The sequence below is a fragment of the Lachnospiraceae bacterium oral taxon 500 genome (assembly GCA_002999035.1).
Taxonomy (GTDB): Bacteria; Bacillota; Clostridia; order Lachnospirales; family Vallitaleaceae; genus W11650.
The window spans coordinates 117,462-142,236 of the sequence record CP027241.1 but is presented as its reverse complement, the minus strand read 5'-3'; the positions used below and the strand labels follow the sequence as shown (position 1 = coordinate 142,236).

The following is a 24,775-nucleotide window of genomic DNA, read 5'->3' as shown; positions in this document are numbered from 1 at the left end:
AATACGGTGATGGGAAACCGGGAGGAAAAGTAAATGAAAATAGGCGTTTTGCTGGAATCCTTTCATAAGCCGGTTGGCCAGGCGCTGAAAATGGCCGGCGAATTGGGAGTGGACGCGGTTCAGGTTTATGCCATCAAGGGCGAACTAAGTCCGGAAAACTTAAAAGGACAAGCACTTTCAGATTTTAAAAAGGCAGTGGCAGACAGCGGACTGAGGATTTCCGCGCTATGCGGCGATTTGGGTGGCGGTTTTATGGATCCGGCGGCCAATCCGAAAAAAATCGAAAAATCCAAGGCCATTCTTGATTTAGCCAAAGAATTGGGGACGAATATTGTCACCACGCATATCGGGATTGTACCGGCTGATGTCAATTCGGAAAGATTTCAGATTATGCAGGAAGCCTGCTATCAGCTGGCGGAGTATGCGAATTCGCTGGAAGCACATTTTGCGGTGGAAACCGGTCCGGAAACGGCTGTGACTTTAAAACGGTTTTTAGACACCTTAGGCTCAAAAGGGGTGGCGGTTAATTTCGATCCGGCTAATTTTGTAATGGTGACCGGCGATGACCCGGTAAAAGGCGTGTTTACGCTGGCCGATTATATTGTGCATACGCATGCCAAAGACGGGATTAAGCTGTATGACCTCGATCCGGAAAAGATTTATAATCCGGCGGCGGATGTTATCATTACCAGTCCGGCTTTTGCCGAGATGCCGCTGGGTCAGGGCAAGGTTGATTTCAGCGGCTGGATTGGTGCGCTCCGGCAAATCGGATATGACGGATATCTGACGATTGAGCGGGAAACCGGTGAAAATCCGACAGCGGATATCAGGGCGGCAGTTCAGTTTTTAAAGAATCAACTGCGATAAAAGCAATTACCGCTTGTTAAAAGAGAGAGTTTTGGGCTGAAGGCAAAAGAAAGGCGGAAGGCATGGATAATTTTATTTTCTATTCGCCGACAAAGTTTATTTTTGGTAAAGATACAGAAAAGAAAGCGGTTTCCCTGGTCAGGGAGTACGGCGCGACAAAAGTGCTTTTGCTCTACGGCGGCAACTCGGCGTTGCGGTCGGGACTGCTGGCCAGAGTCAAGCGCTACTTAGAAGAAGGAAAGCTTCCATATATTGAGTTGGGGGGAGTGGAGCCGAACCCGAAAGATGATCTGGTCTATACAGGGATTGCTAAAGTCAGGGACTATGGCGTTGACTTTATTCTGGCGATGGGCGGCGGCTCGGTAATTGACACGGCGAAAGCCATTGCGGCCGGGGCGGTGTATGACGGCGATTTTTGGGACTTTTACTCGAAAAAAGCGGTTATTAAGCAGGCTCTGCCGCTGGGGACGATTCTGACGCTGGCAGCTTCCGGCAGCGAAGCTTCGGATAGTTCGGTGATTACCAAAAAAGCAACGATGGAAAAACGAGGCAGCCACGCTGATATTATCCGGCCGGTATTTTCTATTTTAAATCCGATGCTGACCGCAACGGTTCCGCCGGATCAAACCTTTTACGGGGTGATGGATATGATGTCGCATGTTTTGGAGCGGTATTTTACCGACACCGAAGATGTGGATTTGACCAGCGGGATGTGCGAAGCGGTGCTGTCGTCGATTATTTTCAATGCGCGGATTCTTTTGCAGCGCCCCAGAGATTACGGTGCCAGAGCCAATCTGATGTGGGCGGGCGCAATGGCGCACAGCAATATTTTGGGAGTCGGCCGGCAGCAGGACTGGGGTTCGCATAGCTTGGGGCACGAGCTTTCGTCCCTTTACGGTTCGGCGCATGGCGCAACGCTGGCGGTTGTTTTTCCGGCGTGGATGCGGTATGCACTGGAGCATAACAGTGATATTACGGCGTTGGCCGAGCTGGCAATCAATGTTTGGGGAGCGGAGTTTGACGGAGAAGATTTAAAAGCGGCAGCACTGGCGGGAATTCAACTGTTTTTGGAATATTTGCAGGAATTGGGCCTGCCGACTACCCTGGAAGAATTGGGCGGCCGGGAGGAAGACATTGCTGTTTTGACGGAAAAGGTTGTTTTGCGGGGAAATTATGTTAAGCTGACACGGGAAAATGTTCGCGAGATTTATGCACTGACATTGGAAAGAAACAGATTAGGCTAATAGGGTGCCAAAGCAAAGTAGGTGTTGTTTTTGCTGCGATTATGGTGTGATAATATAAGGAGAGCAGGATGATAGGGGATCGAATCAGAGGTCAGGAAAGAGTGACTGTGGAAATGAATGATGACGTGATCGGCATTATTGTTTCAATGGATCGGCAGGTAAAAGGGATTGAGATAGAGTTTCCAATTCCGGTTCGGTTTGAAGATATTTCCGAGGGCGGCATTAAGTTTTGGAGCCGTCAGGAATTAATGATCGGCTTGGGCATGAACTTTAGAATGAGGGTAGAAGGGCATATTATTGATACCAAGGTCAAGATTTTGCGGAGCCGGAATACCGAGCCGGGGCTTTATGAAATAGCGGCTCAGTTTACCGAGATGTCCAGGCATAGCGAGCATATCATTAAAAGTTTTATTAAAAAGAAATCCGTGCAAAATATTTGGCAATCCAGACGAAACAGTTGAGCAAGGCTTGCAGTTGCAGCGTCAGAATGAGGAGGACAATTTGAAGAAGCGATTGTTTGTGGCAGTCTGCTGCCTGATTTTATTCAGTGCCTGCGGCGCGCTGGATAATGCAAAGGAACAGATTAAAGACAGTTTAAAGCAGGAACAGGTAGAAACAGTAGTTCCGGAAGCGCCGAAGTTTGAGGATCGGGTCGTCAGCGTGTCTTATATCAGCGTGCTGTCAGAAGGACTGAATGTTCGGACGGAACCGGATGAGGACGGTAATTTTTTATTTCGGGTGCCGAAAGAGGCCAAGTTTACAGTGCTGGATACGGCACTGGATTCGATGCGCCGGACTTGGTATCAAATCGAATATCAGCCGGAAAAAACGGGCTGGGTGGCCGGCTGGCATGTAGCAGAAACGGAAATTACCATTTTAGTGCAGGAAAAAGATACGATTATTCAAAAGATAGATGCCAAGGAGCCGCCGGTTTATTTGGAAAATCCGTTTAATCCGGCTAAGGCTAAGGTTGGCAGTCGTTTTTACGGGATGACTTTGGTCGAAAAAAATGAAACCGGTTTGCGTTTTACCGGTGAAAATACTTTAACCGGAAATTACCGGCGGGACAGCAGCGGCAAGTTTTATTATTTTACGCCGGATGAGGCGTCGGCAGTTAGTCTCCCCCGAACCAAGCAAAACATTCACTCAGCTGACTTTATTATTTATGAAATTCCGGCCACGCCTATTTTTGATGAAACTCCATCAGGAACGGCCACCATTCAGATTGCGGAGTATGAAGTTAATTATAACGGCACCAATGTTGTTACCTTAAAACGTTAATGTTTGTGGAGGATTTGGTGCAAGGGTGAGCCAGTGGCCAAGGCCGGGAGTTTAGGAAAGAAGGAGCTATCTTGAAACGACAGGATTATATTTCTTGGGATGAATATTTTATGGGGATTGCTATTTTATCCTCCATGCGCAGCAAGGATAACCGGACGCAGGTCGGAACCTGTATCGTCAGCCCCGACAATAAGATTCTTTCCGTGGGTTATAACGGTATGCCGACGGGAGTTAAGGATGACGACATGCCGTGGGAGTACGAAGGCGATGCGCTGCATACCAAGTATTATTATGTTTGCCACGCGGAGTTAAATGCTATCCTCAATCATTCCGGGATTAGTCTAAACGGAGCCAAGCTGTACACGACTTTATTTCCCTGCAACGAATGTACCAAAGCTATCATTCAGGCCGGAATCAAGGAAGTGTTTTATCAGGATGATAAGTACGCCGATACCGATTCGGTGATTGCGGCCAAAAAGATGATGGATATGGTCGGGGTTTGCTATCATGCGCTGCCAAGGACCGGCAAGGTCTTGACGCTTGAAGTATAAGACCGGGCTGGGTTTTGTTCATAAGAACCTATTCCCCCAACTTTTATGATAAAAGCTGGGGGAATAGGTTCTTATGATAGAGGATTGAATATGTTAGCGAAGCGGGATGCGATGCTCATTGATATGAATGGCGATAATCTCATCCACATTGATTGGTTTTTCTACATTCCAGTGGGCGTGAAATTCTTGGTTTTCCCAACTTCCGCCGCCGAAAAGGGTGGAAATATATCCGGAAGAAGTTTCAAGGGAAAGTTTCATTTCATCTGCTATGCAGTTCTCTTTTGGGCAGCTGCCATGTGCTTCTATTCCCAGAGGGCTAATCAAAAGATTTTTAAAAATATGTCCTTCAATTTCATCACTACAAATTAAGCTTCTCATTTGTTTTGTGCTGTCACTCAAATTGGCGGAAATCCACCAGTTTCCTTCGATACCGCTGATAACATCAAAAGAATAGAGGATTTTATAAGAAGAAAGTTTGTCGGTATCAACGGAAAATACATATTCTTTATGTCGATAAACGCCGGTATTGAGGGCATTGGCTTGGCTTAGGTTCACAATGTTTCCGCTTGCATCCCTGATAAAAGAAAAGGAGTAATCATCTTCTATTTTATTGCCCTGTTGATCTACCATATCGAAAGAATGGTATTTACTACCGAATTCTTCGTTGAAAGGGGATACGGTTTGTAAATGCAGTTTGCCGTCAATGATACCGATATTGCAAAGTTTAATATCTTCTCGCTCATCATTTAATTTTATCGGATTTCCGAAAGGGAGTGCCCATAGTTTAAGAGGTTCTTCTTCGTTCCATGTACTGGAAAGGATGTGTTGGGGGCTTGTCAAAATCGGCTCATTTTCTGACAGTTTTAAGGATTGCAGCGGGATTTCACCGGGTTTGGATGAATCGTTTCCATTAGCCAAGCAAAGGTACCCAATTTGGCGGCGATAGCGGTACTGCCAAGAACGAAAAACAGAGCGAATAAAGCGACGAAGGTTTTTTTGCGTTTATAGCGATATTCATTTATTTGTTTTGGCTCGCCGGTAAGTTTCTCTTTCAATTTTTCTTTAAAATAGTCCGAATGAACAGGTAAGCGGTTTAATCTGTCTTTGATATTTTTTTCATCATGGTCAAGATAATTCATGATTTTACTCCTTTCGTGGAAATTCTTGATTTAAGTAGGTAATCATTTTGTTTTTGGCTCTTTCATAGCGCTTGCGTAGAGCACTTTCTGAATCACCGGTGGTATAGGAAAGTTCCTGATAACTTTGATTTTCTATAATTCTTGCATGAAGTAAGGCTCTTTCTTTGGGGGTTAATTTTTTTAAAGCTTTAAATGTTTGGGAACTGAATTCATCATACTCTGTTTCGTTTGCTGCAATCCCTTTTGTGGTAATGGTTTCGTTTAAGCTGATTTCACGAAACCAAAGCAACTTTCTTTTTCTGAGCTGATTGATACTTTTGTGATAGGTTATTTTATAAAGCCATGCAGAAAGATTGCTTCCGTCAAAAGAGGCACGATTTTCAAAGGCGGATAGAAAAGTGTCTTGAACTACATTTTCAGCATCCTGATAATCACAAAGGATTGTATTGGCATAACGGAGCAATTTATCGGCAAAGAGCTCAATGACTTCTCCCAGTTCCGGCTCACTGCCGTATTTAAAGCGATGTCCAATGTCTTTGGGTATCATACGAACTCCTTTCTTTTTTTTCTCTATCAGTCGACTGTACCCTTATAACAAAAAAAAGGTCAGGATTTGTGACAAAAATAAAAACAATTTTGCAGAGGAAAAGCATAAGTTATATTTTAGTCCGATGGAAACAGCTTGTAAATGTATTTTTGTGAAGGCAAAGTGAAAATGTTAAGGCGAAAATTTCAAAAAAATAAAAAAAACACTTGCCAAACCTAAGACTTTTTAGTATAATAAAAAAAGTGGTCAGCCGAAAGGCCGGTCGCAGTCAGCTGGCGTGGCACAGTCGGTAGCGCGCAACATTGGTAGTGTTGAGGTCACGGGTTCGATTCCCGTCGCTAGCTTAAAGAAGAAAAGGAGACATTCCGTCAAGGTTGTCTCCTTTTGCTTTGGTCAAAAATCGGAGCGAACAGCCGCCGTGGGTCTATCGCCGCCCGTCATTTACTCAAACCAGGCAACGGCCCTGATTGGTGACCCGTCGCAGTTATCAAGCCTTAGCGGAAAGCAACTGAACCAGAATAAATCGTTTCCGCACAGGTCAAGGTCTTTCAGATTTTCGATATTTATGATATCACAATCTTTAAATAGTTTTTTGTGGCGAGGCAGATTTTCGTCGGCAATCGGGTCCAGTCCGATGACATCAAAGCCGATTCCCTTATAGTTTCCTTGCATCACAAAATCCAGAACTTCTTCATCGAGGCAGGGATAATCGCCAAAATATTCATCACTTCCCCAGCGCTTATCCCAGCCCAGATTAAACAGAAGAAAGTCAGCCTGATGGGCCTTTTCTCCATAGCGCTGGATATAATCGATGGTGATGCTGTCGCCTTCTTTTAAATCACGGCAGTCTATAACCAGTGCCTTCCCGATAAACTGCTCAATCGGAAACTGATCCAAGGTGGTTCTGCCGGCAAAAAGATGTGCCGGCGGATCCATATGTGTTCCGGTATGGGTATACATTTGCAGCAGTGTTTCCTTGAAACCGTCTTTTTCATAGCTGCTGGCCGGAAGAAACTTGGGCGTGTCCGTTCCCGGGTAAACCGGCATATTTTCCTTAATGATATGGGTTAAATCAATTACCTTCATGTTATTGCCTCCTAAAAGTATAATTTTTCCGTATAGAAAATTGCAGGCATAGCTATATGGGAAAGTTGGAACTTGTTTCCATGTGAGAAAGAGGGATATTATTTAACGTCAACCTTTTTATTATTATCCATAATAAAGGGCTTTGCCAAACCCTCGCCGGTGTAGTCCGCATATTTGTCCTGTAAATACTTATAACACTCTTCTTTGGCTGCAAACTTTATTGCCTGATAAGGTTCTTCAAAGCTAAGTTTTTCGACAAACAAAAAGCCGTCTTTATTGGGAACCAAAACGCCGACATGACCGACAAAGAGATAATCGCCGTCAAGATTATCGTGGATTATGACCGAGAGCATTCTTGCATTTTCATTAAACTGAATATTTTCAAAGTATTTTTCCATATTCTCGGCATGTATTTTGATATCCTGTGTTGCTTCGGTCTTTACTCGTGAGAATAAAGTTTGAAACAGTTTCTTTTCGCCGGTATCAAATAATTTGCCTTTGTCAATAGCGTCATTATCCAAGAATAAAAGAGTATCATCTATGTCAAGTTGGGGGATTTTAATGTTCTTTTTCAACAATATATAGCTATTGATTCTGCAATTTGTTCCAATGAAATCTCCCTTCTTTTCACGCCACAGGGTACTGATTTTGTCGATATCGTATTGCGGCGCTACCAATTCTGTGAAATCACCTTGCAAGCCCGCCGCACCGGCAATTTCATTATATTCGTTTACTTGCCGGATAAAGTTGTCTACGCTGTCTTTATCCAAATAAGCTGACAACAAAGTTTTAACTTCCTCAACACTGTTTTTGCTTTCTAAATTGGAGTAGCTTGGTGCCTCCTGACTTACTTTTGAACTTTTCTGTGAATTATTACATGCTGTCACGCCAAAGATTAATGCGGCACAAATAAATAATCCGATTATTTTATTATATGTTTTCATTTTTTTCTCCTTGCTTGGTTTTCGAAATAAAAAGTTTTATACCAGTTGGCCCGGTAATTTCAATTTTTCTTTATAGGGAAATTGGTGATCAAACTTTTGACATCAAACATACTGTCTCCTGCATTTTTCTAATATGAATACGGCTAATTATTCTTGGTTGTCCTTTTGTTTTTTCCCTAAAATATTCCGTTAATTCATTCCAATGCTCCATCAATGTTTTGCATAACAGTTCATGTCCCATTGGAGTAGGGATACCAATATTTCTTGGAATATTGGTATTTCTCATGCTTTCATAGTTAATGTATCCTCTCCATTTATCTGAAAATGTTTGCTTACGAATATTTTTACGATAGTTTAAAAACAAATCACCTGTGAATATAGGAGGTAACTTCTCTGAAAACATTCCATAAGAAACAAGCCTATCATATAATTCATCAGCCTTTATTTCTGACATAAAATCATAATAAGTTTTCAATTTTTCATACCTCCAATTCTCCGCTCATCAACTTTAATCCGCTTTCCAATGACCATTTTTTCCTTTCCCAACATACTGAATATTAGGAATTTCTTTTATATATCTTGTAATGGTTTTTTCACTAACTCCTAATATCATAGCCATAAATTTACGGCTAACCTTACTGTCCTTTTTTATCATCTCAACAATTTTACTCTTCAATTCTTCGGGAGACATTCGAGGGACATTTCGAGGGACATTCTCTCCACCAACTTTTTGCGTGGCTATTTTCTTCAAAGGAATAATCGTTCTGAATATATCTCCTTCTTCAAATAACGGGTTTTGTCCTGAATAAAGCTGTGTGTACTTGTAGGTATTTCGCATTCCAGAGCCAAGTTCATCCGCAAGACCTATTTCTCTGAATACTTTAGATATAGCAGGATTCTTAGGAAACGGTTCAAACTTTTGTAAATCTAAAGCTCCCATCCCATGAGCCAAATTACTATTTTCAACCGTAATCTTTTCATCATCAATAATCATTTTTGCAGGAAATCCACTTGAATAATCTCTATGAGCCAGTGTATTGGAAACTATCTCTCTAAGAATCCTATCTCTTGCATTGACATTTACAATTCCATCTAAAACAAATAAATCATTCAAATGTTTCTGCCCAAACTCTATAAGTCTGTCATAGCTATCAATCAGATTTGTTATGACAACATCTCTATCGTCATATCTATCCTTGTTTTCAACTCTGAATATTGCATCGGTTTTGTGTTGCGGAAGAACAGACATAATAGAGTTGTCTTTTCCAAATAAAAGAATGGCAGCCAATGTAATGCCTTCACGCTTTGTTTCAGGATCTGTCAGAATAAGATTTGCACTTCTAAGAAGCTCCTCATTACTCATATTCTCCCAAACATGATTTTTATTTCGGGAGACAGTCATTTTCTTAGCTTTATCAATAACAGAAGCATCAAGAAAATCAATATCAAGATTCGGATATACCTTATTAACAAAATAGCTTCCTTGTTTTCTTGCATATAGCTTATATACAAGCTCTGAATGATCTGTGATATTGATGTCTCCTTCATAAGACCTGTCCCAAATTCTTCCATTGTGTCTGCACACCTGATAACCTTCAGGGACTCTTATATAAATAACTTGTTTTCCCTCAATTTCAAAGGTTTCCGGCAGCAAATAAAGTGGCGGATACATTTTTTGCGGATTGTTGATAGCAGTAGTAAATTCCTTAATCACTTTATCTACTTTATCTTCACTAACACCAACAATCTCCCTTTTGTCATTTACACCAAGTAAAATATGTCCTCCATTTCTATTATTAAAAGAACATACTGTATCAAAGACATCTTTGGTCAGAGCATTCTTAGATTCTTTAAATTCGACATCTATTTTTTCTCCATTTTGAATGAGGTTCTTTATTTCTTTAGAATTCATATCTACCCTCCCATATTTACTAAAAATCGTCTTTGATCATCTTATAATATTTCAAAGCATCAAAAATAGCTTCTTCCTTTTCAATTGAGCACTGTGGAACTTTTTGATTCTCGTTCTTTGAAATATTATAGTGTTCCCTAACATCTAAACCATATTTTCTCTTCACCTGTGCAATATAAAGTGTTGACACCTTAAACCCAAACTTTTCCAAAACATAGTTTTGAATTTGTTTATATGTTGCCTTACTTTCAGCACTTGTTAAGTCCATATCATCCATAGGAAGTTCTACACTGATATGATTCTTTGAGTTCAGTTTGGAAAGCAACACAATTGTCTCCACATGCATTGAAACTTTAATTCGCATTAACATTCGCGCACGTCTTTGGACCATTTTAATTTTTTACCCCCTTGGTTTAGGGGGTAAAAAAGGTAGTTTTGTTCTAACCAATGTTACTATTAGTTATTTCATTGGTAGAACCCCACACATTGCAACATTCGATCTAAGCAAATCATTATTTATATATTCCTTAAACTCTACAGAAATATGCTCACCTAGTCGATTCCAAACAGTAACATCGTCTGACAATCGTTCAAGAAGTGTCACATCTACCACATTAACTACTTCATCCGTTCCATACTTCCACATCAACTCAATCACTTTACAATAGATTTCAATTAATAATACATCTTCGTTTTTCTGCAAAAGCTCAAACAATCGGCTACCCACTTCATCACTGGCATATACATGAAGAAGAACCTCCCTATAATCTTTTAAATGTTCCTCATATTTTTCTTCTCCATCGCGAGTTAATTTCTTAATCATTTTCACACAATCTGTAAATGTCATTGTTCTATCTGTATAGCAATTAAGTTCTAACAAGGTCTGACGTTTCCAATATTCATCTATTACCATTTCATATTGATATGAATCAAATACAAATTCTAAATCAGCAAACCATATTATATTTCCAGCTATTTCATACTTCGGCAGTGTATAATTCATTAATCTTCGGAATACTTCTTCATCCCAGTTTTCGACAATCCACTGTAGCCACTCATCACTATCAACTTTTGCCAGAGCTATATTATCGCCATATTTTTCCCAATCTCTATCCGAATAATGTTCAGTATATAGTATGCCTTTCTGCTTTTCTTCATCTAAGTTGTAATCTTCCTCACATACATATCCTGCTCTTTTCCAAATAATAGTATTTTCTGTTTTTTCAACCTCAACCACAAGAACAACACAAGAAAAATCCAAATCATCAGGACACATCAAAATTGGTACAATAGCCTTCTTTCGATTTATAAGATTCCATACAAATCTTACATCACCCCAGAAATCTAAACCTTTTGACCAGGCAAAACACAAATCATCAAATGTTTCCAGATTATTTTCTGGAAGTGAAACTTTTTTCTGTTCGTTTAATATCTGTGAAAATACTTTTCCATCAATAAAAACGTCATAGTCGTCCATAGTTTTATCACTACTCAGTTTTCGAATTTCAAATTTATTCATTGTGTCCTCCTTTCTGCTTTATACTGCTATTGCAGAGGGCGGGATCTGCACCCGCGAAATTTCCGAAATTCCCCCGCAGCTGAATAAAATCAAGGTTTTCTTGATAGCAAGCAAACGGTCTCCACATGCCCTGTCTGCGGGAACATATCAACACATTTAATCTTTTCCATCTGGTAGCCATGTTCCTGAAAAATCGCCAAATCTCTGACCAAAGAGGTCGGCTTGCAGCTGATGTAAATGATTTTTTCTGCGCCGAAGCCGATAATTTTCGGCAATGCCTTGGGATGAATGCCGTCCCGGGGCGGATCCAGCACCAAAATATCCGGCCGTTCAGTCAGGTCGTCAATGACTTTCAGCACATCGCCGGCAATAAAACGGCAATTGGTCAAACCGTTGCGTTCGGCATTTTCTCTGGCGGCTGCAACCGCCTCTTCCACAATTTCCACGCCGATGGCCTGTTTTGCTACCTGGGAAACAATTTGGGTAATTGTGCCGGTACCCGAATAAAGGTCGAAAATAGTTTTGCCGCTGACTGAGCCAAGCCATTCGGTTACGGTCTGATAAAGCCGTTCGGCGCCCCCTGTATTGGTTTGAAAAAAAGAGAAGGGCGAAACCTTAAAACGTAGCCCCAAAAGCATTTCCTCATAATACTCACGGCCGCAAAGCAGTGTGACCTGCTCCGGCTTAACTGCGTCAGATGGGCTGTCAGACAGCGTATGTAAAACTGAGACAATTCGATTATCCAGCTGCGGCGCTAAGCGCTCAAGCTCCTTTTGCCATTCCTGCAGCAGGCTGGCGGTCGATACCGGTTCGCATTGCGAGCTAGTTACCAGATTGATCATCAGTTCGCCGGTTGCCTGACCGTGCCGCAGGATCAAATAACGCAAAAATCCGGTTCGGCGGCGGATATGATAAAAAGAGCAGCCTTTTTGCCGGAAAAAATCCTGCGTCAGCCGGACAATTCGGTTAAAATCCTCCGGCACCAAGACGCACTCGGCTGCCGGCGTAATATCATAACTGCTGCCTCTTTTATGCAGTCCCAGGGTCAATTCGCCGTCCAGATATTCGTTGCCGAAGGAGTATTCCATTTTATTGCGGTAAGTCAGTTCGGACGGACTGGGAACGATTTCGGTTAAAAGTGCTTCGGCGTTCACGGACGTCAAAAGCAGCCGGACTTGTTCCGTTTTCTGGGCTAATTGCAGGGAGTAGGGCAGAAGCTGATAAGTGCAGCCGCCGCATTGCCCGAAAACGGGGCAGAGAGCCGGCCTTTCCTCGGCAGCCGGCTGCAGTGTTTCCAGCCAAATGCCTTCATAGGCACCGCTTTTCTTTTTTTGGATTCTGCCTCGAATGACTTGGCCGGGGATGGCGTTTTTGACCGTAACGATACCTTCGTCGGTCTGAACCCGTCCTTTATTGGGAAAATCGGCCCGTAAAACTAAGCCGGTAAATTCTTCGCCTTTTTTCATGTTTGTTTCTCGTACTTTCTTTAAGGTTTTAGGTTTCTTTGTTCAGCCACTGGCGGGAAGAGTCTGACTGTTCAATGGGCTTTTCGGGTTGATAGGGCAGAACTTTCAACACAAGATGATATTTAGCTGACTGGACAGTATTTTGATGCTGCCGGTAATTTTCTCAAAAAAAGCTGCCGCATGTCAAGATTTTTAACGCAAAAGATAGGAGAGTTTTGAACACAACCATATCCCGGAAAAATCTTTCATTATGCAACAGCCTCTTTATGTTCGGCGCCGATCTGCTTATGCAAACGAATCGCAGCCGCGCTTTTTTGGCAGCTTTTCAGTCTTTACTTTTTCAACTCCTGAGCGGCTTCTTTTACCTTATCGGCAACGGCCTCCGCCTTGTCTTTGACTTCTTCGGCTTTTTCTTTGACGGCATCTTTGACTTCTTCCGTCTTAGTTTTGACGGTATCTTTGACTTCTTCCGTCTTAGTTTTGGCAGCATCTTTGACTTCTTCCGCCTTAGTCTTGACGGTATCTTTGATTCCTTCGACTTTTTCGCCGGCTTCTTCTCTTTTTTCGGCTAAATAAGCTTCCAACTCATCATCGTCAAAATCAAAGTCGTCTTCGAAATCATCAAAATCCTCAAAATCATCATATTTATCTTTTTTCTCGATAAAAAGCTTATAGCAGGCATAACCGGCAGCAGCCGTAACCGCCACTGCACCCAGTGCGATTGCCCAGCCGTAATTCTTTTTTTGCTTGACGATGATTTCTTTTTCCTTCGGTGCAATTCTGGCTAAAAGTTCATTTAAATATTCAAGATTATAATCATTGCTATTTCCTAAAACACGATCTAACAGTTTCATATCTTACCTCCTATAGCGTCCTTAATACTTATATTTCTGATACTTTTTTTATTATATCATTATTTTGATAAGGAATCAAGTAAGAAGTTTGGGGAAGAATGGGAAGTCATATAAGGGGGCTTAAATTAGATTAGAGAATAAAAGCAATTTCGTCTAACGGAAAAACGAGAAAAAAGAAAGCGATATACTTAATCAAAAATAGACAAATATATTAAAAAAGTTGAAAAAATTCTATATAAAATATTGACAAAAATAAAAATTTAGAGTATCATTTAAACACAAGATACCGCTTGGCGGAAAAAGGATTATTATGTACAGCTGAAATAGTGGTTTAAACTGCGTTACTAAAAATTATAATACCGAGGAGAGGAATATGATTCAAACAACTATTAAAAAAGGATTGTATTATGACTCCGTTAAACTCATGTTGGTTACCAACAAAGTAGCGGAAGTTGACGGAGTTTCAAGTGTAGCGGTAGTAATGGGCACAGATTTAAATAAAGATACACTGAAGCGGAACGGACTGTTAACCGACGAGGCGGCGTGCGCTTCTAAAACAGATTTAATTATTGGGCTTAAAGCAGACTCGGAGGCGACAATTCAAAAAGCGCTGGAAGTAATTGATGGTGAATTAAATAAGAGTGTGGCAAGCGATGGCGATACTGCTTTAAAACCGCTTTCGATTGAAACAGCGGTTAAAAACTATCCGGCTTCAAACTTTTGTATTATTTCGGTTCCCGGCGAGTATGCGGCGGCTGAAGTTCAAAACGCGCTGAAGGAAGGTCTGAATGTCATGCTCTTTAGTGATAACGTGAGTGTGCAGGATGAGATCCGGCTGAAAGAAATGGCGGTCAAAAAAGACTTGCTGCTGATGGGGCCGGATTGCGGGACGGCGCATATTAACGGCGTTCCGATTTGCTTTTCTAATGTAGTAACGCCGGGAAACATTGGAATTGTTGCTGCCTCAGGGACGGGATGCCAAGAAGTAATGACGCTGATTGACAAGTTCGGCGGCGGTCTTTCGCAAGTCATTGGTACGGGCGGCCGGGATTTATCCAAAGACGTAAAAGGGATTATGACCAAATACGCATTAAAGCTTTTGCAGGATGATGATAAAACCCGGGTGATTACTCTGATTTCCAAGCCGCCGGCTCCGGAAATTGTCGAAGATATCTTGGAGTATATAAATAAAAATATCTCTAAACCCCTTATTATTAACTTTATTGGCGGCAGCGGAGTCTCAAGTGATAAAATCAAGTTTTCCTGTAGTTTAAAGGAAGCGGCAATTGCCGCGGTGAAAGCATCCGGTATTACTTATGAGGATAAACCGGAAACTGTGCCGGAGGTTAAAAACTTTTATCCGGAAAATGTCATTGGGTTATATACAGGCGGAACTTTGGCTTATGAAGCGTATTATGAACTGAAAAGCGTGATACCTGGCTTGAAGTCTAATTTGAAAGATAATTTATTGGAAGAAGAAATTGAAGCATTAGCTGATGATTTGGTTTTGGATTTGGGTGATGACCGCTTTACACAGGGACGTGCGCATCCGATGATTGACCCTTCTTTCCGAAATGAATTATTTAAAATGGCGCTGGCCCAAAAGAAGAGTACCCTTATTTTGCTTGACTTCGTATTGGGATACGGTTCAAATAAAGAGCCGCAGTCAACCGTGATTAAGCTGTTAAGTCAAGCGGCGGAGAAAGTCGAGGCGCTGGTTTTGGCCTGTATTTGCGGAACCTATAAAGACCCGCAGGATTATAATAAAGTAAAAAAAGAATTGGAAGAGGCGGGGGTAATAGTTTTTGAAAGTAATATCGATATGCTCACACAGGCCAAAAGACTATTAAAGAAATGAGGTAGGGAAAATGAGTGATATTTTCAAATCAAGCTTACATGTAGTTAACGTAGGGCTGGAAGTATTTTATGACGACCTGACGGAGCAAAAAGTAGACGCAGTTCATGTTGCGTGGAAGGCTCCGATGATTAGTGAGAAAGCTCAAAGTTTATTAAAGGCATTATTAGAAGACGACGAGGAGGACTAATCAATGAAAAGGAAAGAAGCCAATGAAAAAGTTATTGAAATAATCAATAGCTCGGAAGTCGAAATCGTGGGCATGGGGCTGGCCAAAGATGTAATTCCGGGAATGCATGAAAATCTGGTGCTTCATGCCGGTCCGCCAATTACTTGGGACAGAATGTGCGGACCGATGAAAGGGGCCGTGATCGGTGCACTGATTTATGAAGGGAAAGCAGCCGATGAAGAAGAGGCCGTTCGCTTAATTGAAAGCGGAAAGATTGAGTTCGCACCCAATCATGATCATCAGACTGTCGGTCCGATGGCCGGGATTATTACTTCCAATTACCCGGTCTTCATTGTTAAAAACAAGACATATGGCAATGTCGCTTTTTCCAATATCAATGAAGGTGCGGGAAAGGCGTTAAGATTTGGAGCATACGGCGAAAATGTAATCAAGAGGCTGCATTGGATTAAGGATGTTATGTACCCCATTTTAAAAGAAGCGATTGAACGGTCCGGTGGGATTGACATTCGGTCGATAGTAACCCAAGCTTTGCAAATGGGCGACGATAATCACAACCGCAATAAGGCATCTACTTCGTTATTTTTAAATGAATTAGCAAAGTATCTGGTATTATCGTCGTACAATAAGGAAGATGTTTTTAAAGTATGCGAGCACATTGAAAATATTGATATGTTTAATGTGAATCTGGTTATGGCGACCATGAAAACAATTTCGGATGCGATTATGAACAGTGATGTAAAAGGCAGTACGATTGTTGCGGTTATGGCCAGAAACGGAACGGATTTCGGCATTAAATTAAGCGGTATCAAAGACCAATGGTTTGTCGCACCGGTGAATGTGCCGGAGGGTCTGTATTTTCCGGGATTTACGGAAAAGGACGCAGCGGGTGATATCGGTGACAGCTGTATTACAGAAACTTTTGGTCTGGGCGGGTTTTCGCTGGCTGCCGCACCGGCAATTGTTCAGTTCATCGGCGGAACTTATGCGGACGGCGTAAGAATTACGAATGAAATGTATGAAATAACTACAACGGAAAGCACATTTCTAAAAATCCCAAACCTTGATTTCAAAGGTTCACCGACAGGAATTGATATCGTTAAGGTCTTAAAAAAGGGAATAGCGCCGATAATTACAACCGGAATTGCCCATAAAGACCCGGGTGTGGGGCAGGTAGGGGCCGGATTGGTTAAAGCGCCGATGGAATGCTTTGAGCAGGCTGCCCAATATTTAGTCGATCATAAATAGAGAGGTGATTTTATGGAAGCATTAAAAAACTACAAAATTCATATACTAACTCTTGTAATTGTAATTATCAGTGAGTTAATTGGCATTCGCAGAATCGGAATTCTGGTACTGATGCCAATTCTCTATGCGACGGTTATGGGCGGTATTTTAAGTTGGCCTAAATTAAAGGTTTTATCAGGTCAAGATATGGACCATGCAAGTACCATTTTCCCGATTGCGTTGGCAATCCTGCTTGTGAAAGTAGGCTTGGGCGTGGGACCGCAGCTGGGCGCGATTATGGCTGCTAAAGGCACTGTAATGCTGCAGGCGGCGGGGCATTTGTCGGGAACATTTCTATTAGGTTTACCGGTGGCTATGCTGCTGGGATTAAAGCGCGAGTCGGTGGGTGCAACATATTCCTTGGGTCGGGAGCCGCAGGTGGCAATTGTTGCTGAAAAATACGGTCTAAACTCGGAAGAAGGTCATGGCGTCATGGGAGTTTTTATTGTGGGAACCGTACTGGGTGCGCTTTGGACCAGTATTTTTACCTCGGTGATTGTCAATATGAATATTTTTCATCCCTTGGCACTGGGGTTGGCAGCGGGCAACAGCAGTATGAGTATGTCAACGGCTGCTTTGGAAGTTATTTCTTCCGCTTATACGGACACTGCTTTGATAGAGAAAGTTACAGGTTACATGAACACCTCAAACTTAATTGTGAATGTGCTGGCTGTTTATGTCAATATGTTAATCACCTTGCCGTTGACATCGTGGCTGTATGAAAAGTTAAACAAGCTAAGGAAAGCTAAATAGGGGGGATTTTAATGGAAAACGTTGATAAGACAAAAGTATTTGAAACAAAAAAGTTTTTAAATGGAGTAGGTATTATATTTTTAGCCGCGGTTTTGACCGCGATTGGAAATTTGATTCAAACGCATGTCAAAAAGGGACTGGAGCCATTAAGTTTTTGGCAGTCGCTGGAAGGCTGCTTGGTTATTTTCGGGATCGCGGCCATCGGCTATCTTATTGCCAGCTTACCGTATTGTAAAAAGCTTTCACCCGTTTTATGGCTGGGTATTATTGGAGTAATTATGTCTTCTCCTATTTTTCCCGGTAACGAGTGGATTGTAGAAAAAACCAAAGTTATTCAATTTGCCGCTCTGGGAACACCGACCTTGGCATATGCGGGGCTGGCTTTGGGAAAAGATTTGCCGGTTTTAAAGAAGATGTCTTGGAAGATTGTAATTGTCAGTTTGGCTGTATTTTTTGGAACCTTTATTTTTTCGGCGATTATTTCTCAAATCTCGCTATTAATGGAAGGCGTAATTAAGTAACTGATTGGTAAACGAATGACTCAGCTTTCCCATGAAAGTGCCATCAGCCTTAAGGCAGCGGTTTTTCTGCAATGGCCGGCCGGGGAAGCTGAGTTACGCTTAACAGGTGCGGGAAAGCAAAACTTGCGGAAAGTTGGTTAATAACCTTCAAAGGAGGGATATCTATGGAAACATCAAAAAAACAAAGCAAGTTGAATCAATTTTTAATGTGGATTGAAAAAAATGGCAACAAAATACCACAACCAACAACTTTATTTGTTTTGTTGGCAATCCTTATAATATTTCTGTCGGAGGTTATGAGCCGATTGGGCGTAAGCGTAACAATTAATGTGCTTGATCCCAGCGTCAATAAAATTGTGGTTAAAGAAATTGCCGTAAGAACACTGTTAAGTGCCGATGGGGTTCGCTTTATGTTTGAAAAAGCGGTGGTTAATTTTACCGGGTTTGCGCCCGTGGGAATTGTGCTGGTTACTCTTTTTGGAATTGCTGCCGCGGATGGAACGGGACTGTTGGGCGCGTTTGTAAAAAAAATATTAACCAATGTATCGGAAAAAGTTTTAATTCCGGTGATTATTTTTATGGGAGTAATGTCAAATGTAGCCAGTGATGCCGGCTATATTTTAGTGTTGCCGTTAGCAGCAATCATTTTCCGTTCTATTGGGAAAAATCCGTTAATCGGTATTATGGCCGGTTTTTTTGGAGTGTCGGCCGGATTTAGCGCGAATTTGCTGATTGGCTCCATTGATCCGTTGTTGGGGAACTTGTCCTCAGGCGGAGCGCATACCTTGGATCCGACTTATAATGTGACGCCGATGGCGAATTACTTTTTTATGTTTGCCTCAACCTTTCTTTTGGTAATAATAGGAACATTGGTAAATAACAAGATTGTAGAGCCCAGACTGTCACAGAACTTTATTCCGGAAAGTTCTCAGAGGCTTGAAAAAGTGGGTAAAGAGGAAAACAGAGGGCTAAAATTTTCACTGGTGGCATTAGTTTTGTTTATTGGCTTTATTTGTATGTTACTGATTCCAAAGACCGGTATTTTACGGAATCAGGAAACGGGTTCGATTTTAAATAATTCTCCGTTTATTAACTCGATTGTAATTATTATTGCATTGCTGTTTTTTGTAATCGGCGTGGCATACGGTATTGGGGCAAAAACGATTCGCAGCGATAAAGATCTATTGGACAAAATGATCCCTTCAATTAACACTTTAGGCGATTATTTGCTGTTGACTTTTGTGGCGGCACAATTTATTTCATATTTTGCATATTCCAATTTGGGGACCGTTTTGGCGGTAAAGGGAGCGGAATTATTTAAAGCCACAGGGCTGGAAGGAATTCCGATTTTAATTCTTTTTGTCCTCTTTTCGGCAATTTTTAATTTGTTTATTGGTTCGGCCGTTACCAAATGGAGTATCATGGCATCGGTGTTTGTGCCGATGTTTATGCTGCTAGATATTAAACCGGAATTAACACAGTTGGCATATCGAATTGGTGATTCGTCAACCAATATTATTTCGCCATTAATGCCGTTCTTTGGCATTGTTTTGAGCATTGTACATCAGTACGATAAGAAAGCAGGAATGGGCACGGTAATTTCTACCATGATACCTTATGCCTTTGTCGCTTTAGTGGTTTGGACGATATTTATGGTTCTCTGGCTGTTAGTCGGCCTGCCGATCGGTTTATGATGAAGTTAAAAGGGCTGGAAGCCGATCTGGATTTCGGGACGAAAAATAGTTTGCTTTTTTCTGTGCGGGAAGTGAATCGTTCTTCAATCGTGGGGGTCATTGACGGGGAGTTGTGTGCTCTGCTTAGCGAAGACCGCAGGCTGCTGCCCAATTCTATTCGAGTTGGGGCGCGTGACTTTTTGGTGCTGCAAAGCAACTTGAAAACCGATTCGGAAGTAGTTTTTGAGTGTGAGTTTAAAAAGTTAACAAGTTTGCAGGCAAACTTTGTTTTCTTTCAAAAGGAAAACTTTCATAATTTTTATTTTCAACTTTGTGGGTTCATGGATTTGGCTTATGATGACGATATAAATTTAGAAGAAATTTTATGGCAGACAATAAAAAGTTTGATGGCAAAAACAATGCCGATTAATTATTTGGGTTATGGAATAGGTTCAACGCCGTCTTTTGATGATGCCTTGCTGGGGGGCTTTTTGCTGGTGCAGTTGTATCAGCAGTCGGAAGTTTTGTCAGCTTTAAAAGCTTATATCAGGAAGAACCTGAATAAAACAACAGACGCCAGTCAGTCGCAACTGTATAATGCGATAGAAAAGCAGAAGTTTCCGCAAATATTGCTGGACCTTTTTAATGCACCGTCTTTCCAGGTTCTACTTCCTTTTTTAAGTCACGGAGGCAGTTCAGGACTTGACATATTGCTGGGAATTAAAACTTTTTATGAATGTTTGATTTTAAAAAATAATGATAGGTCGAAAGACTTTTTGTAGCCATGTAAAAAAGATCAGGGAGAGTTTGTCTTATAGTACCGGCAATTCCTGTTTTGGAGAAAAATTATGAAAAATAAACCGTTAGAGAACGTAAGATCTTTAGAACGAGGCATGAAAATTCTGCAATGCTTTAAAAACCACATCAGTTTATCGCTAACTGAAATTGCAGTGACCACGGGGTTGTCCGTGACAACATGCAATCGCTTAATTCAGACGCTGGTAGAAATGGAATGTTTGGAGAAAAACTTCCAAAAAAAATATGTTTTAGGTCCTCAAATTTATAAGTTTATGGATTCCTTGATTAAGAAAAATGATATGGCGGAGATTGCCAATGATTCCTTAAAACGAATCAAGAATATATTTAATGAAACGGCAAGTTTATACATTGAGCAGAGTACGAATAGGGTATGCATCGCAAAGGTAGAAAGTACGCATGCACTGCGCCGGACCGTTAAAGTGGGCGAAGTTCTGCCCTTATCCCGAGGCGCGGTAGGCGAAATGTTTATGGCCTATATGGATGAAACGAAAAGAAATGAGCTGTTGCCCAAGGGAATGGATTATCCGACGGATTACTTTAAAAATATTAAGCTGAAAGGCTATGCGATTAATGATGGGCGGCAGGAAGAGGGAGTATATGCTATTGCTGCTCCCGTCCTGAATCACGAGGGTGAAATTGTAAGTGTTCTTTCGATTTCCGGACCGAGCGAACGAATTCGGAAGTTTCAATCTGAATTAGTTCGGGTAATAAGAGAAGAAGCGGGACTGTTGTCGGAAAAAATGGAATCCATTTTTTAGCTGCCGGGTTTTATGGGGAGCGGAGGACTTATTGTATGAAAGGGAACGCCAACCGATCAATTGAATATTTTCCCGACGGAACGGCGATTGACGAATGGTTTTATGAAACAACCATTCCGGAGCCATCGGCGCTGGGTAAGCCCTATGTTCTGACGGATTATGGAATATTGGCTGATGGCCGGCTGCATACGGGAGAAATTCAGAGACTGATTGAGCAGGCGGCGGAAGCGGGCGGAGGTGTGATAGTCGTACCGGCCGGCGTTTATTTGACGGGTTCTTTATATTTCAGGCAGGGGGTTAATCTTTATGTGGCGGCCGGCGGGACGCTGAAAGGAAGCGACGATATTTCCGATTATGATTTAAAGGAAACCCGAATGGAAGGCGAAAGCTGTCTTTATTTTACGGCACTGATCAATGCCGAGGGACTTGACGGCTTTACCATGTGCGGGCCGGGGACAATAGACGGAAACGGCCTGCGGTCATGGAAGGCCTTTTGGCTGCGGCGCAGTTGGAACCCGCAATGCACCAATAAGGATGAGCAGCGGCCGCGCCTGGTTTATCTGGCCAATTGCCGCAATGTGCTGATTGCCGGGCTAAACCTGCAAAACTCGCATTTTTGGACAACTCATATTTACCGCTGTGAGCGGGTCAAATATTTAAACTGCCGGATCTTTTCCCCGGCCTCGCCGGTCAAAGCACCCAGTACGGACGCAATTGATATTGATGCCTGTACCGATGTTCTGGTTAAGAGCTGTTATATGGAGGTCAATGACGATGCAGTTGTTTTAAAGGGCGGCAAAGGGCCGTGGGCGGATAGTGCGCCGGAAAACGGCGCCAATGAGCGAATCCTGATCGAAGACTGTGAGTATGGTTTTTGTCACGGCTGTTTGACCTGCGGTTCGGAATCGGTGCATAATCGGAATATTATTATGCGGCGGGTCAGAGTTAACGGAGCAAAGCGGCTTTTATGGCTGAAAATGCGGCCGGATACGCCGCAGCGTTATGAATATATCTGCGTTGAAGATATTGCGGGCAAGGTTGGTGAATTCCTGAATATTAATCCCTGGACGCAGTTTTATGATTTAAAGGATCGGTCGGATCGGCCGCTGTCCTATGCCGACCATATTACGCTCCGCAACTGCGAATGTGAGTGTGATATTTTCTTTGCTGTGCAGCCAGATGAAAGCCAGTATATTCTGTCCAATTTCCGACTGGAGGCTTTGCGGATTCGGGCTAAGGAAAATGATTTTACGGCGGACAAACTGCGCGGCGTAATTTATGACGGCGTGAAGGTAATTAAGGAAGACGGCTGAGATGTCCGTGATGAGCCGCTCGATTTATCTGTGCAGACGTTTTATGTGTAATAGACCGGCAAAAGAGGCTGTCATAAAATGATTTCTATATTATTTTATGACAGCCCTTTTTACCGGTTAAAAATTTAATCTTTTTCTACTTTAAGAGGTTTTCTTTTTTACAAATTCGAAAAGAGCATTTGCTAATCGCCGGATTAAAAGGCTGTTCTGATGAAATGAGTAGGCCAATCTAGCGATACAAGAAAAGAATTGACGGATAGCGGCGAAAAATGATAAAATCGGGTCAAGTCAAAGGGAAGCAGGTTTCCTCTTGGCGAAAGCAATGAATTATATCCGTGGATTGAAGAGGCAAGGCTGTGCGGAAGGACGAAAAGGCGGTTCTGACAAACAGGGGAAAGTTGAGTAAATAAAGAAAGGCGGCTATATGGAAGCACGGTTATCGTTTGCAAGTGATTATATGGAGGGAGCACATCCTTCAATTATGCAAAGATTGGCGGAAACAAATTTGTGCCAAACGCCGGGGTACGGCCAGGATCATTTTACGGAAGAGGCCAAGCAAAAGATCAGGGATTGCTGTCAGGCATCGGATGCGGAAATATATTTTTTAACCGGCGGGACGCAAACGAATGCAACGGTGATTGACGCATTGCTTATGCCCTATCAGGGAGTGATTGCGGCCGATACGGGACATATCAGTATTCATGAGGCGGGAGCGATTGAAGCCGGAGGACATAAAGTGCTGACTCTGCCGCATCATCACGGCAAAATTTCTGCCGGGCAGATTCGCAGCCTGTTGGCAGAGTATCAGGCGGATCCCAATCACGAACACATGGTAATGCCGGGTATGGTCTATCTTTCGCAGCCGACAGAATATGGTACGCTGTATTCTTTAGCGGAATTGGAGGATATCAGCCGGCTTTGCCAGGAATACCGGATTCCGCTCTATTTAGACGGGGCGCGGCTGGCATATGCTTTGGCCTGTTCGGAAAATGACGTTTCGCTGCAGGCAATCGCTGCCTTATGTGATGTGTTTTACATCGGCGGCACCAAATGCGGGGCGCTGTTTGGGGAAGCGGTGATAATTAACAGAGAGGGAGGTATTCCGCATTTTTTCACGATGATGAAGCAGCATGGTGCTCTGCTGGCTAAAGGCTGGCTTTTGGGGATTCAGTTTGATGTGCTTTTTTCCGACCGGCTCTATGAACGAATTGGTGAATCAGCGATTGCGGCTGCAAACCGGCTGCGGGAGATCTTGCGGGCAAATGGCATTCCGCTGTGTTTTGACTCGCCGACTAATCAGATTTTTTGTATTGTGGAAAATGAGTTGATGAGCGAACTGGCCCTGCAGGTAGATTTTTCTTTCTGGGAAAAATATGATGGGGAGCATTCGGTTATTCGCTTTGCAACCAGTTGGGCGACATCAATGCAGAATGTGGAAAAAATGGCCGGTCTGTTAGGGAAAAGAACCTGAGGGCAGGTCCGGCATCAGTGGATGAGAAGCCGTTTTAATCAAAAGGGAGGTGGCAGAATGAACTGCAAAATGACTTTAGAGCAGATTACGAAAAAGTTGGAACAGGACGAAAGAAATAAGGTCTACACCGTCAAGGGGATACCGCCGATTTTTCAAATCAGCGGACAGGCCAAGATTTTAATTATCGGTCAGGCGCCGGGGAAAAAGGCAGAAGAATCGCAAATTCCGTTTCAGGATAAATCCGGCGAGAAACTGATCAGCTGGCTGGGTATCAGTCGGGATACTTTTTATTCTTCGGCGATTGCTATTATGCCGATGGATTTTTATTACCCCGGCAGGGGCAAGAGCGGCGATCTGCCGCCGCGACCGTTTATTGCCGCAGAATATCATCCGATACTGTTAAGGCAAATGCCGGAGGTTAAGCTGACGATTTTAATCGGCCAATATGCAATGAAATATTATTTGCAGAATAAAGCGCAGAGTAATTTGACAGAAACGGTCCGTCACTACCGGGATTATTTGCCGGAATATTTTCCGATTGTTCATCCCAGTCCGCTTAATTTCCGCTGGCAAGCAAAGAACCCGTGGTTTGAAAAAGAAGTCGTCCCGCAGCTGCAAAAGATAGTCGGAGCAATATTAAGCAAATAGATGTTTAGGCAGTATCATGCATAACCATCCGCTTGCCTGAACCGGAAACAAAAATTTAGTAGCAATCCCCCCCAAAACGT

24 protein-coding genes, 1 tRNA gene and 2 pseudogenes are annotated in these 24,775 nt (G+C 42.4%); 16 read left to right on the top strand and 11 right to left on the bottom strand.

Going from position 1 to position 24,775, the window contains the following annotated elements:
• The first annotated feature begins 33 nt into the window (after positions 1 to 33).
• From C3V36_00745 to C3V36_00725, 5 genes are all read left to right on the top strand, one after another.
• Positions 34 to 867, top strand: a complete 834-nt coding sequence (locus C3V36_00745; GenBank protein ID AVM67916.1) for a xylose isomerase — start codon at positions 34 to 36, stop codon at positions 865 to 867.
• 62 nt (positions 868 to 929) lie between these two features.
• A complete protein-coding gene (locus C3V36_00740; protein AVM67915.1) occupies positions 930 to 2,111 on the top strand; it encodes an NADH-dependent alcohol dehydrogenase in 1,182 nt (393 codons plus the stop codon).
• 68 nt (positions 2,112 to 2,179) lie between these two features.
• Positions 2,180 to 2,572, top strand: a complete 393-nt coding sequence (locus C3V36_00735; protein AVM67914.1) for a hypothetical protein — start codon at positions 2,180 to 2,182, stop codon at positions 2,570 to 2,572.
• The gene (locus C3V36_00730; GenBank protein AVM67913.1) at positions 2,496 to 3,392 is read left to right on the top strand and encodes a hypothetical protein; all 897 of its coding nucleotides are present in this window, start codon (positions 2,496 to 2,498) and stop codon (positions 3,390 to 3,392) included. Before C3V36_00735 ends, C3V36_00730 begins: the two co-directional genes overlap by 77 nt.
• Positions 3,393 to 3,463: 71 nt before the next feature.
• Positions 3,464 to 3,943, top strand: coding sequence for a cytidine deaminase (locus tag C3V36_00725; GenBank protein AVM67912.1), 480 nt, complete (start codon positions 3,464 to 3,466; stop codon positions 3,941 to 3,943).
• Positions 3,944 to 4,036: 93 nt separating this feature from the next.
• Here the strand turns inward: C3V36_00725 and C3V36_00720 are convergent, their stop codons facing one another.
• Genes C3V36_00720 through C3V36_00710 form a run of 3 tightly spaced genes read right to left on the bottom strand, consistent with a single transcriptional unit; the run spans position 4,037 to position 5,629 of the window.
• Positions 4,037 to 4,783 carry a hypothetical protein gene (locus C3V36_00720; protein AVM67911.1) on the bottom strand — a complete coding sequence of 249 codons (747 nt, stop codon included), beginning with the start codon at positions 4,781 to 4,783 and terminating at the stop codon, positions 4,037 to 4,039.
• Between the two features lie 23 nt (positions 4,784 to 4,806).
• Positions 4,807 to 5,082, bottom strand: coding sequence for a hypothetical protein (locus C3V36_00715; GenBank protein AVM67910.1), 276 nt, complete (start codon positions 5,080 to 5,082; stop codon positions 4,807 to 4,809).
• Between the two features lie 4 nt (positions 5,083 to 5,086).
• A complete protein-coding gene (locus C3V36_00710) occupies positions 5,087 to 5,629 on the bottom strand; it encodes an RNA polymerase subunit sigma-24 (GenBank protein ID AVM67909.1) in 543 nt (180 codons plus the stop codon).
• A gap of 271 nt (positions 5,630 to 5,900) precedes the next feature.
• On the opposite strand from C3V36_00710, the gene C3V36_00705 reads away from it, so the two are divergent.
• A tRNA-Thr gene (locus C3V36_00705) sits at positions 5,901 to 5,973 on the top strand.
• 97 nt (positions 5,974 to 6,070) lie between these two features.
• On the opposite strand, the gene C3V36_00700 is transcribed toward C3V36_00705, so the two are convergent.
• From C3V36_00700 to C3V36_00665, 8 genes and pseudogenes are all read right to left on the bottom strand, one after another.
• A complete protein-coding gene (locus C3V36_00700; GenBank protein AVM67908.1) occupies positions 6,071 to 6,715 on the bottom strand; it encodes a hydrolase in 645 nt (214 codons plus the stop codon).
• 98 nt (positions 6,716 to 6,813) lie between these two features.
• Positions 6,814 to 7,659, bottom strand: coding sequence for a DUF4300 domain-containing protein (locus C3V36_00695; GenBank protein AVM67907.1), 846 nt, complete (start codon positions 7,657 to 7,659; stop codon positions 6,814 to 6,816).
• Positions 7,660 to 7,774: 115 nt separating this feature from the next.
• Positions 7,775 to 8,113, bottom strand: a pseudogene (locus C3V36_00690) (hypothetical protein).
• A gap of 54 nt (positions 8,114 to 8,167) precedes the next feature.
• The gene (locus tag C3V36_00685) at positions 8,168 to 9,571 is read right to left on the bottom strand and encodes an ATP-dependent DNA helicase RecG (protein AVM67906.1); all 1,404 of its coding nucleotides are present in this window, start codon (positions 9,569 to 9,571) and stop codon (positions 8,168 to 8,170) included.
• Positions 9,572 to 9,590: 19 nt separating this feature from the next.
• Entirely contained in the window at positions 9,591 to 9,917 is a 327-nt protein-coding gene (locus tag C3V36_00680) for a 23S rRNA methyltransferase (protein ID AVM70384.1), read from the bottom strand.
• A 114-nt stretch (positions 9,918 to 10,031) separates the two neighbouring features.
• Positions 10,032 to 11,090 (bottom strand): hypothetical protein, encoded by a 1,059-nt coding sequence (locus C3V36_00675; GenBank protein AVM67905.1) that lies wholly within the window; start codon positions 11,088 to 11,090, stop codon positions 10,032 to 10,034.
• An 89-nt stretch (positions 11,091 to 11,179) separates the two neighbouring features.
• Positions 11,180 to 12,556 (bottom strand): 23S rRNA (uracil(1939)-C(5))-methyltransferase RlmD, encoded by a 1,377-nt coding sequence (locus C3V36_00670; GenBank protein ID AVM67904.1) that lies wholly within the window; start codon positions 12,554 to 12,556, stop codon positions 11,180 to 11,182.
• 332 nt (positions 12,557 to 12,888) lie between these two features.
• Positions 12,889 to 13,410, bottom strand: a complete 522-nt coding sequence (locus C3V36_00665; protein ID AVM67903.1) for a hypothetical protein — start codon at positions 13,408 to 13,410, stop codon at positions 12,889 to 12,891.
• Positions 13,411 to 13,783: 373 nt separating this feature from the next.
• On the opposite strand from C3V36_00665, the gene C3V36_00660 reads away from it, so the two are divergent.
• The 10 genes and pseudogenes from C3V36_00660 (at position 13,784) to C3V36_00615 (ending at position 24,695) form a co-directional block, all read left to right on the top strand.
• The gene (locus C3V36_00660) at positions 13,784 to 15,268 is read left to right on the top strand and encodes an FdrA family protein (protein AVM67902.1); all 1,485 of its coding nucleotides are present in this window, start codon (positions 13,784 to 13,786) and stop codon (positions 15,266 to 15,268) included.
• Between the two features lie 10 nt (positions 15,269 to 15,278).
• Positions 15,279 to 16,700: pseudogene (locus C3V36_00655) on the top strand (hypothetical protein).
• A gap of 12 nt (positions 16,701 to 16,712) precedes the next feature.
• Positions 16,713 to 17,492, top strand: a complete 780-nt coding sequence (locus C3V36_00650) for a DUF3100 domain-containing protein (protein ID AVM67901.1) — start codon at positions 16,713 to 16,715, stop codon at positions 17,490 to 17,492.
• Between the two features lie 71 nt (positions 17,493 to 17,563).
• On the top strand, positions 17,564 to 18,013 hold the full coding sequence (locus C3V36_00645; GenBank protein AVM70383.1) for a hypothetical protein: 450 nt from the start codon (positions 17,564 to 17,566) through the stop codon (positions 18,011 to 18,013).
• Positions 18,014 to 18,177: 164 nt separating this feature from the next.
• On the top strand, positions 18,178 to 19,707 hold the full coding sequence (locus tag C3V36_00640; protein ID AVM67900.1) for an aminobenzoyl-glutamate transporter: 1,530 nt from the start codon (positions 18,178 to 18,180) through the stop codon (positions 19,705 to 19,707).
• On the top strand, positions 19,704 to 20,468 hold the full coding sequence (locus tag C3V36_00635; GenBank protein AVM67899.1) for a hypothetical protein: 765 nt from the start codon (positions 19,704 to 19,706) through the stop codon (positions 20,466 to 20,468). The genes C3V36_00640 and C3V36_00635 overlap by 4 nt, the downstream gene beginning before the upstream one ends.
• 66 nt (positions 20,469 to 20,534) lie before the next feature.
• Entirely contained in the window at positions 20,535 to 21,263 is a 729-nt protein-coding gene (locus C3V36_00630) for a hypothetical protein (protein ID AVM67898.1), read from the top strand.
• 35 nt (positions 21,264 to 21,298) lie between these two features.
• On the top strand, positions 21,299 to 22,576 hold the full coding sequence (locus C3V36_00625) for an exopolygalacturonase (protein ID AVM67897.1): 1,278 nt from the start codon (positions 21,299 to 21,301) through the stop codon (positions 22,574 to 22,576).
• 424 nt (positions 22,577 to 23,000) lie between these two features.
• Positions 23,001 to 24,047, top strand: a complete 1,047-nt coding sequence (locus C3V36_00620) for a low specificity L-threonine aldolase (protein ID AVM67896.1) — start codon at positions 23,001 to 23,003, stop codon at positions 24,045 to 24,047.
• A gap of 69 nt (positions 24,048 to 24,116) precedes the next feature.
• Positions 24,117 to 24,695: a uracil-DNA glycosylase gene (locus C3V36_00615; protein ID AVM70382.1), complete on the top strand. Its 579-nt coding sequence runs from the start codon at positions 24,117 to 24,119 to the stop codon at positions 24,693 to 24,695.
• The last annotated feature ends 80 nt before the right edge of the window (positions 24,696 to 24,775 follow it).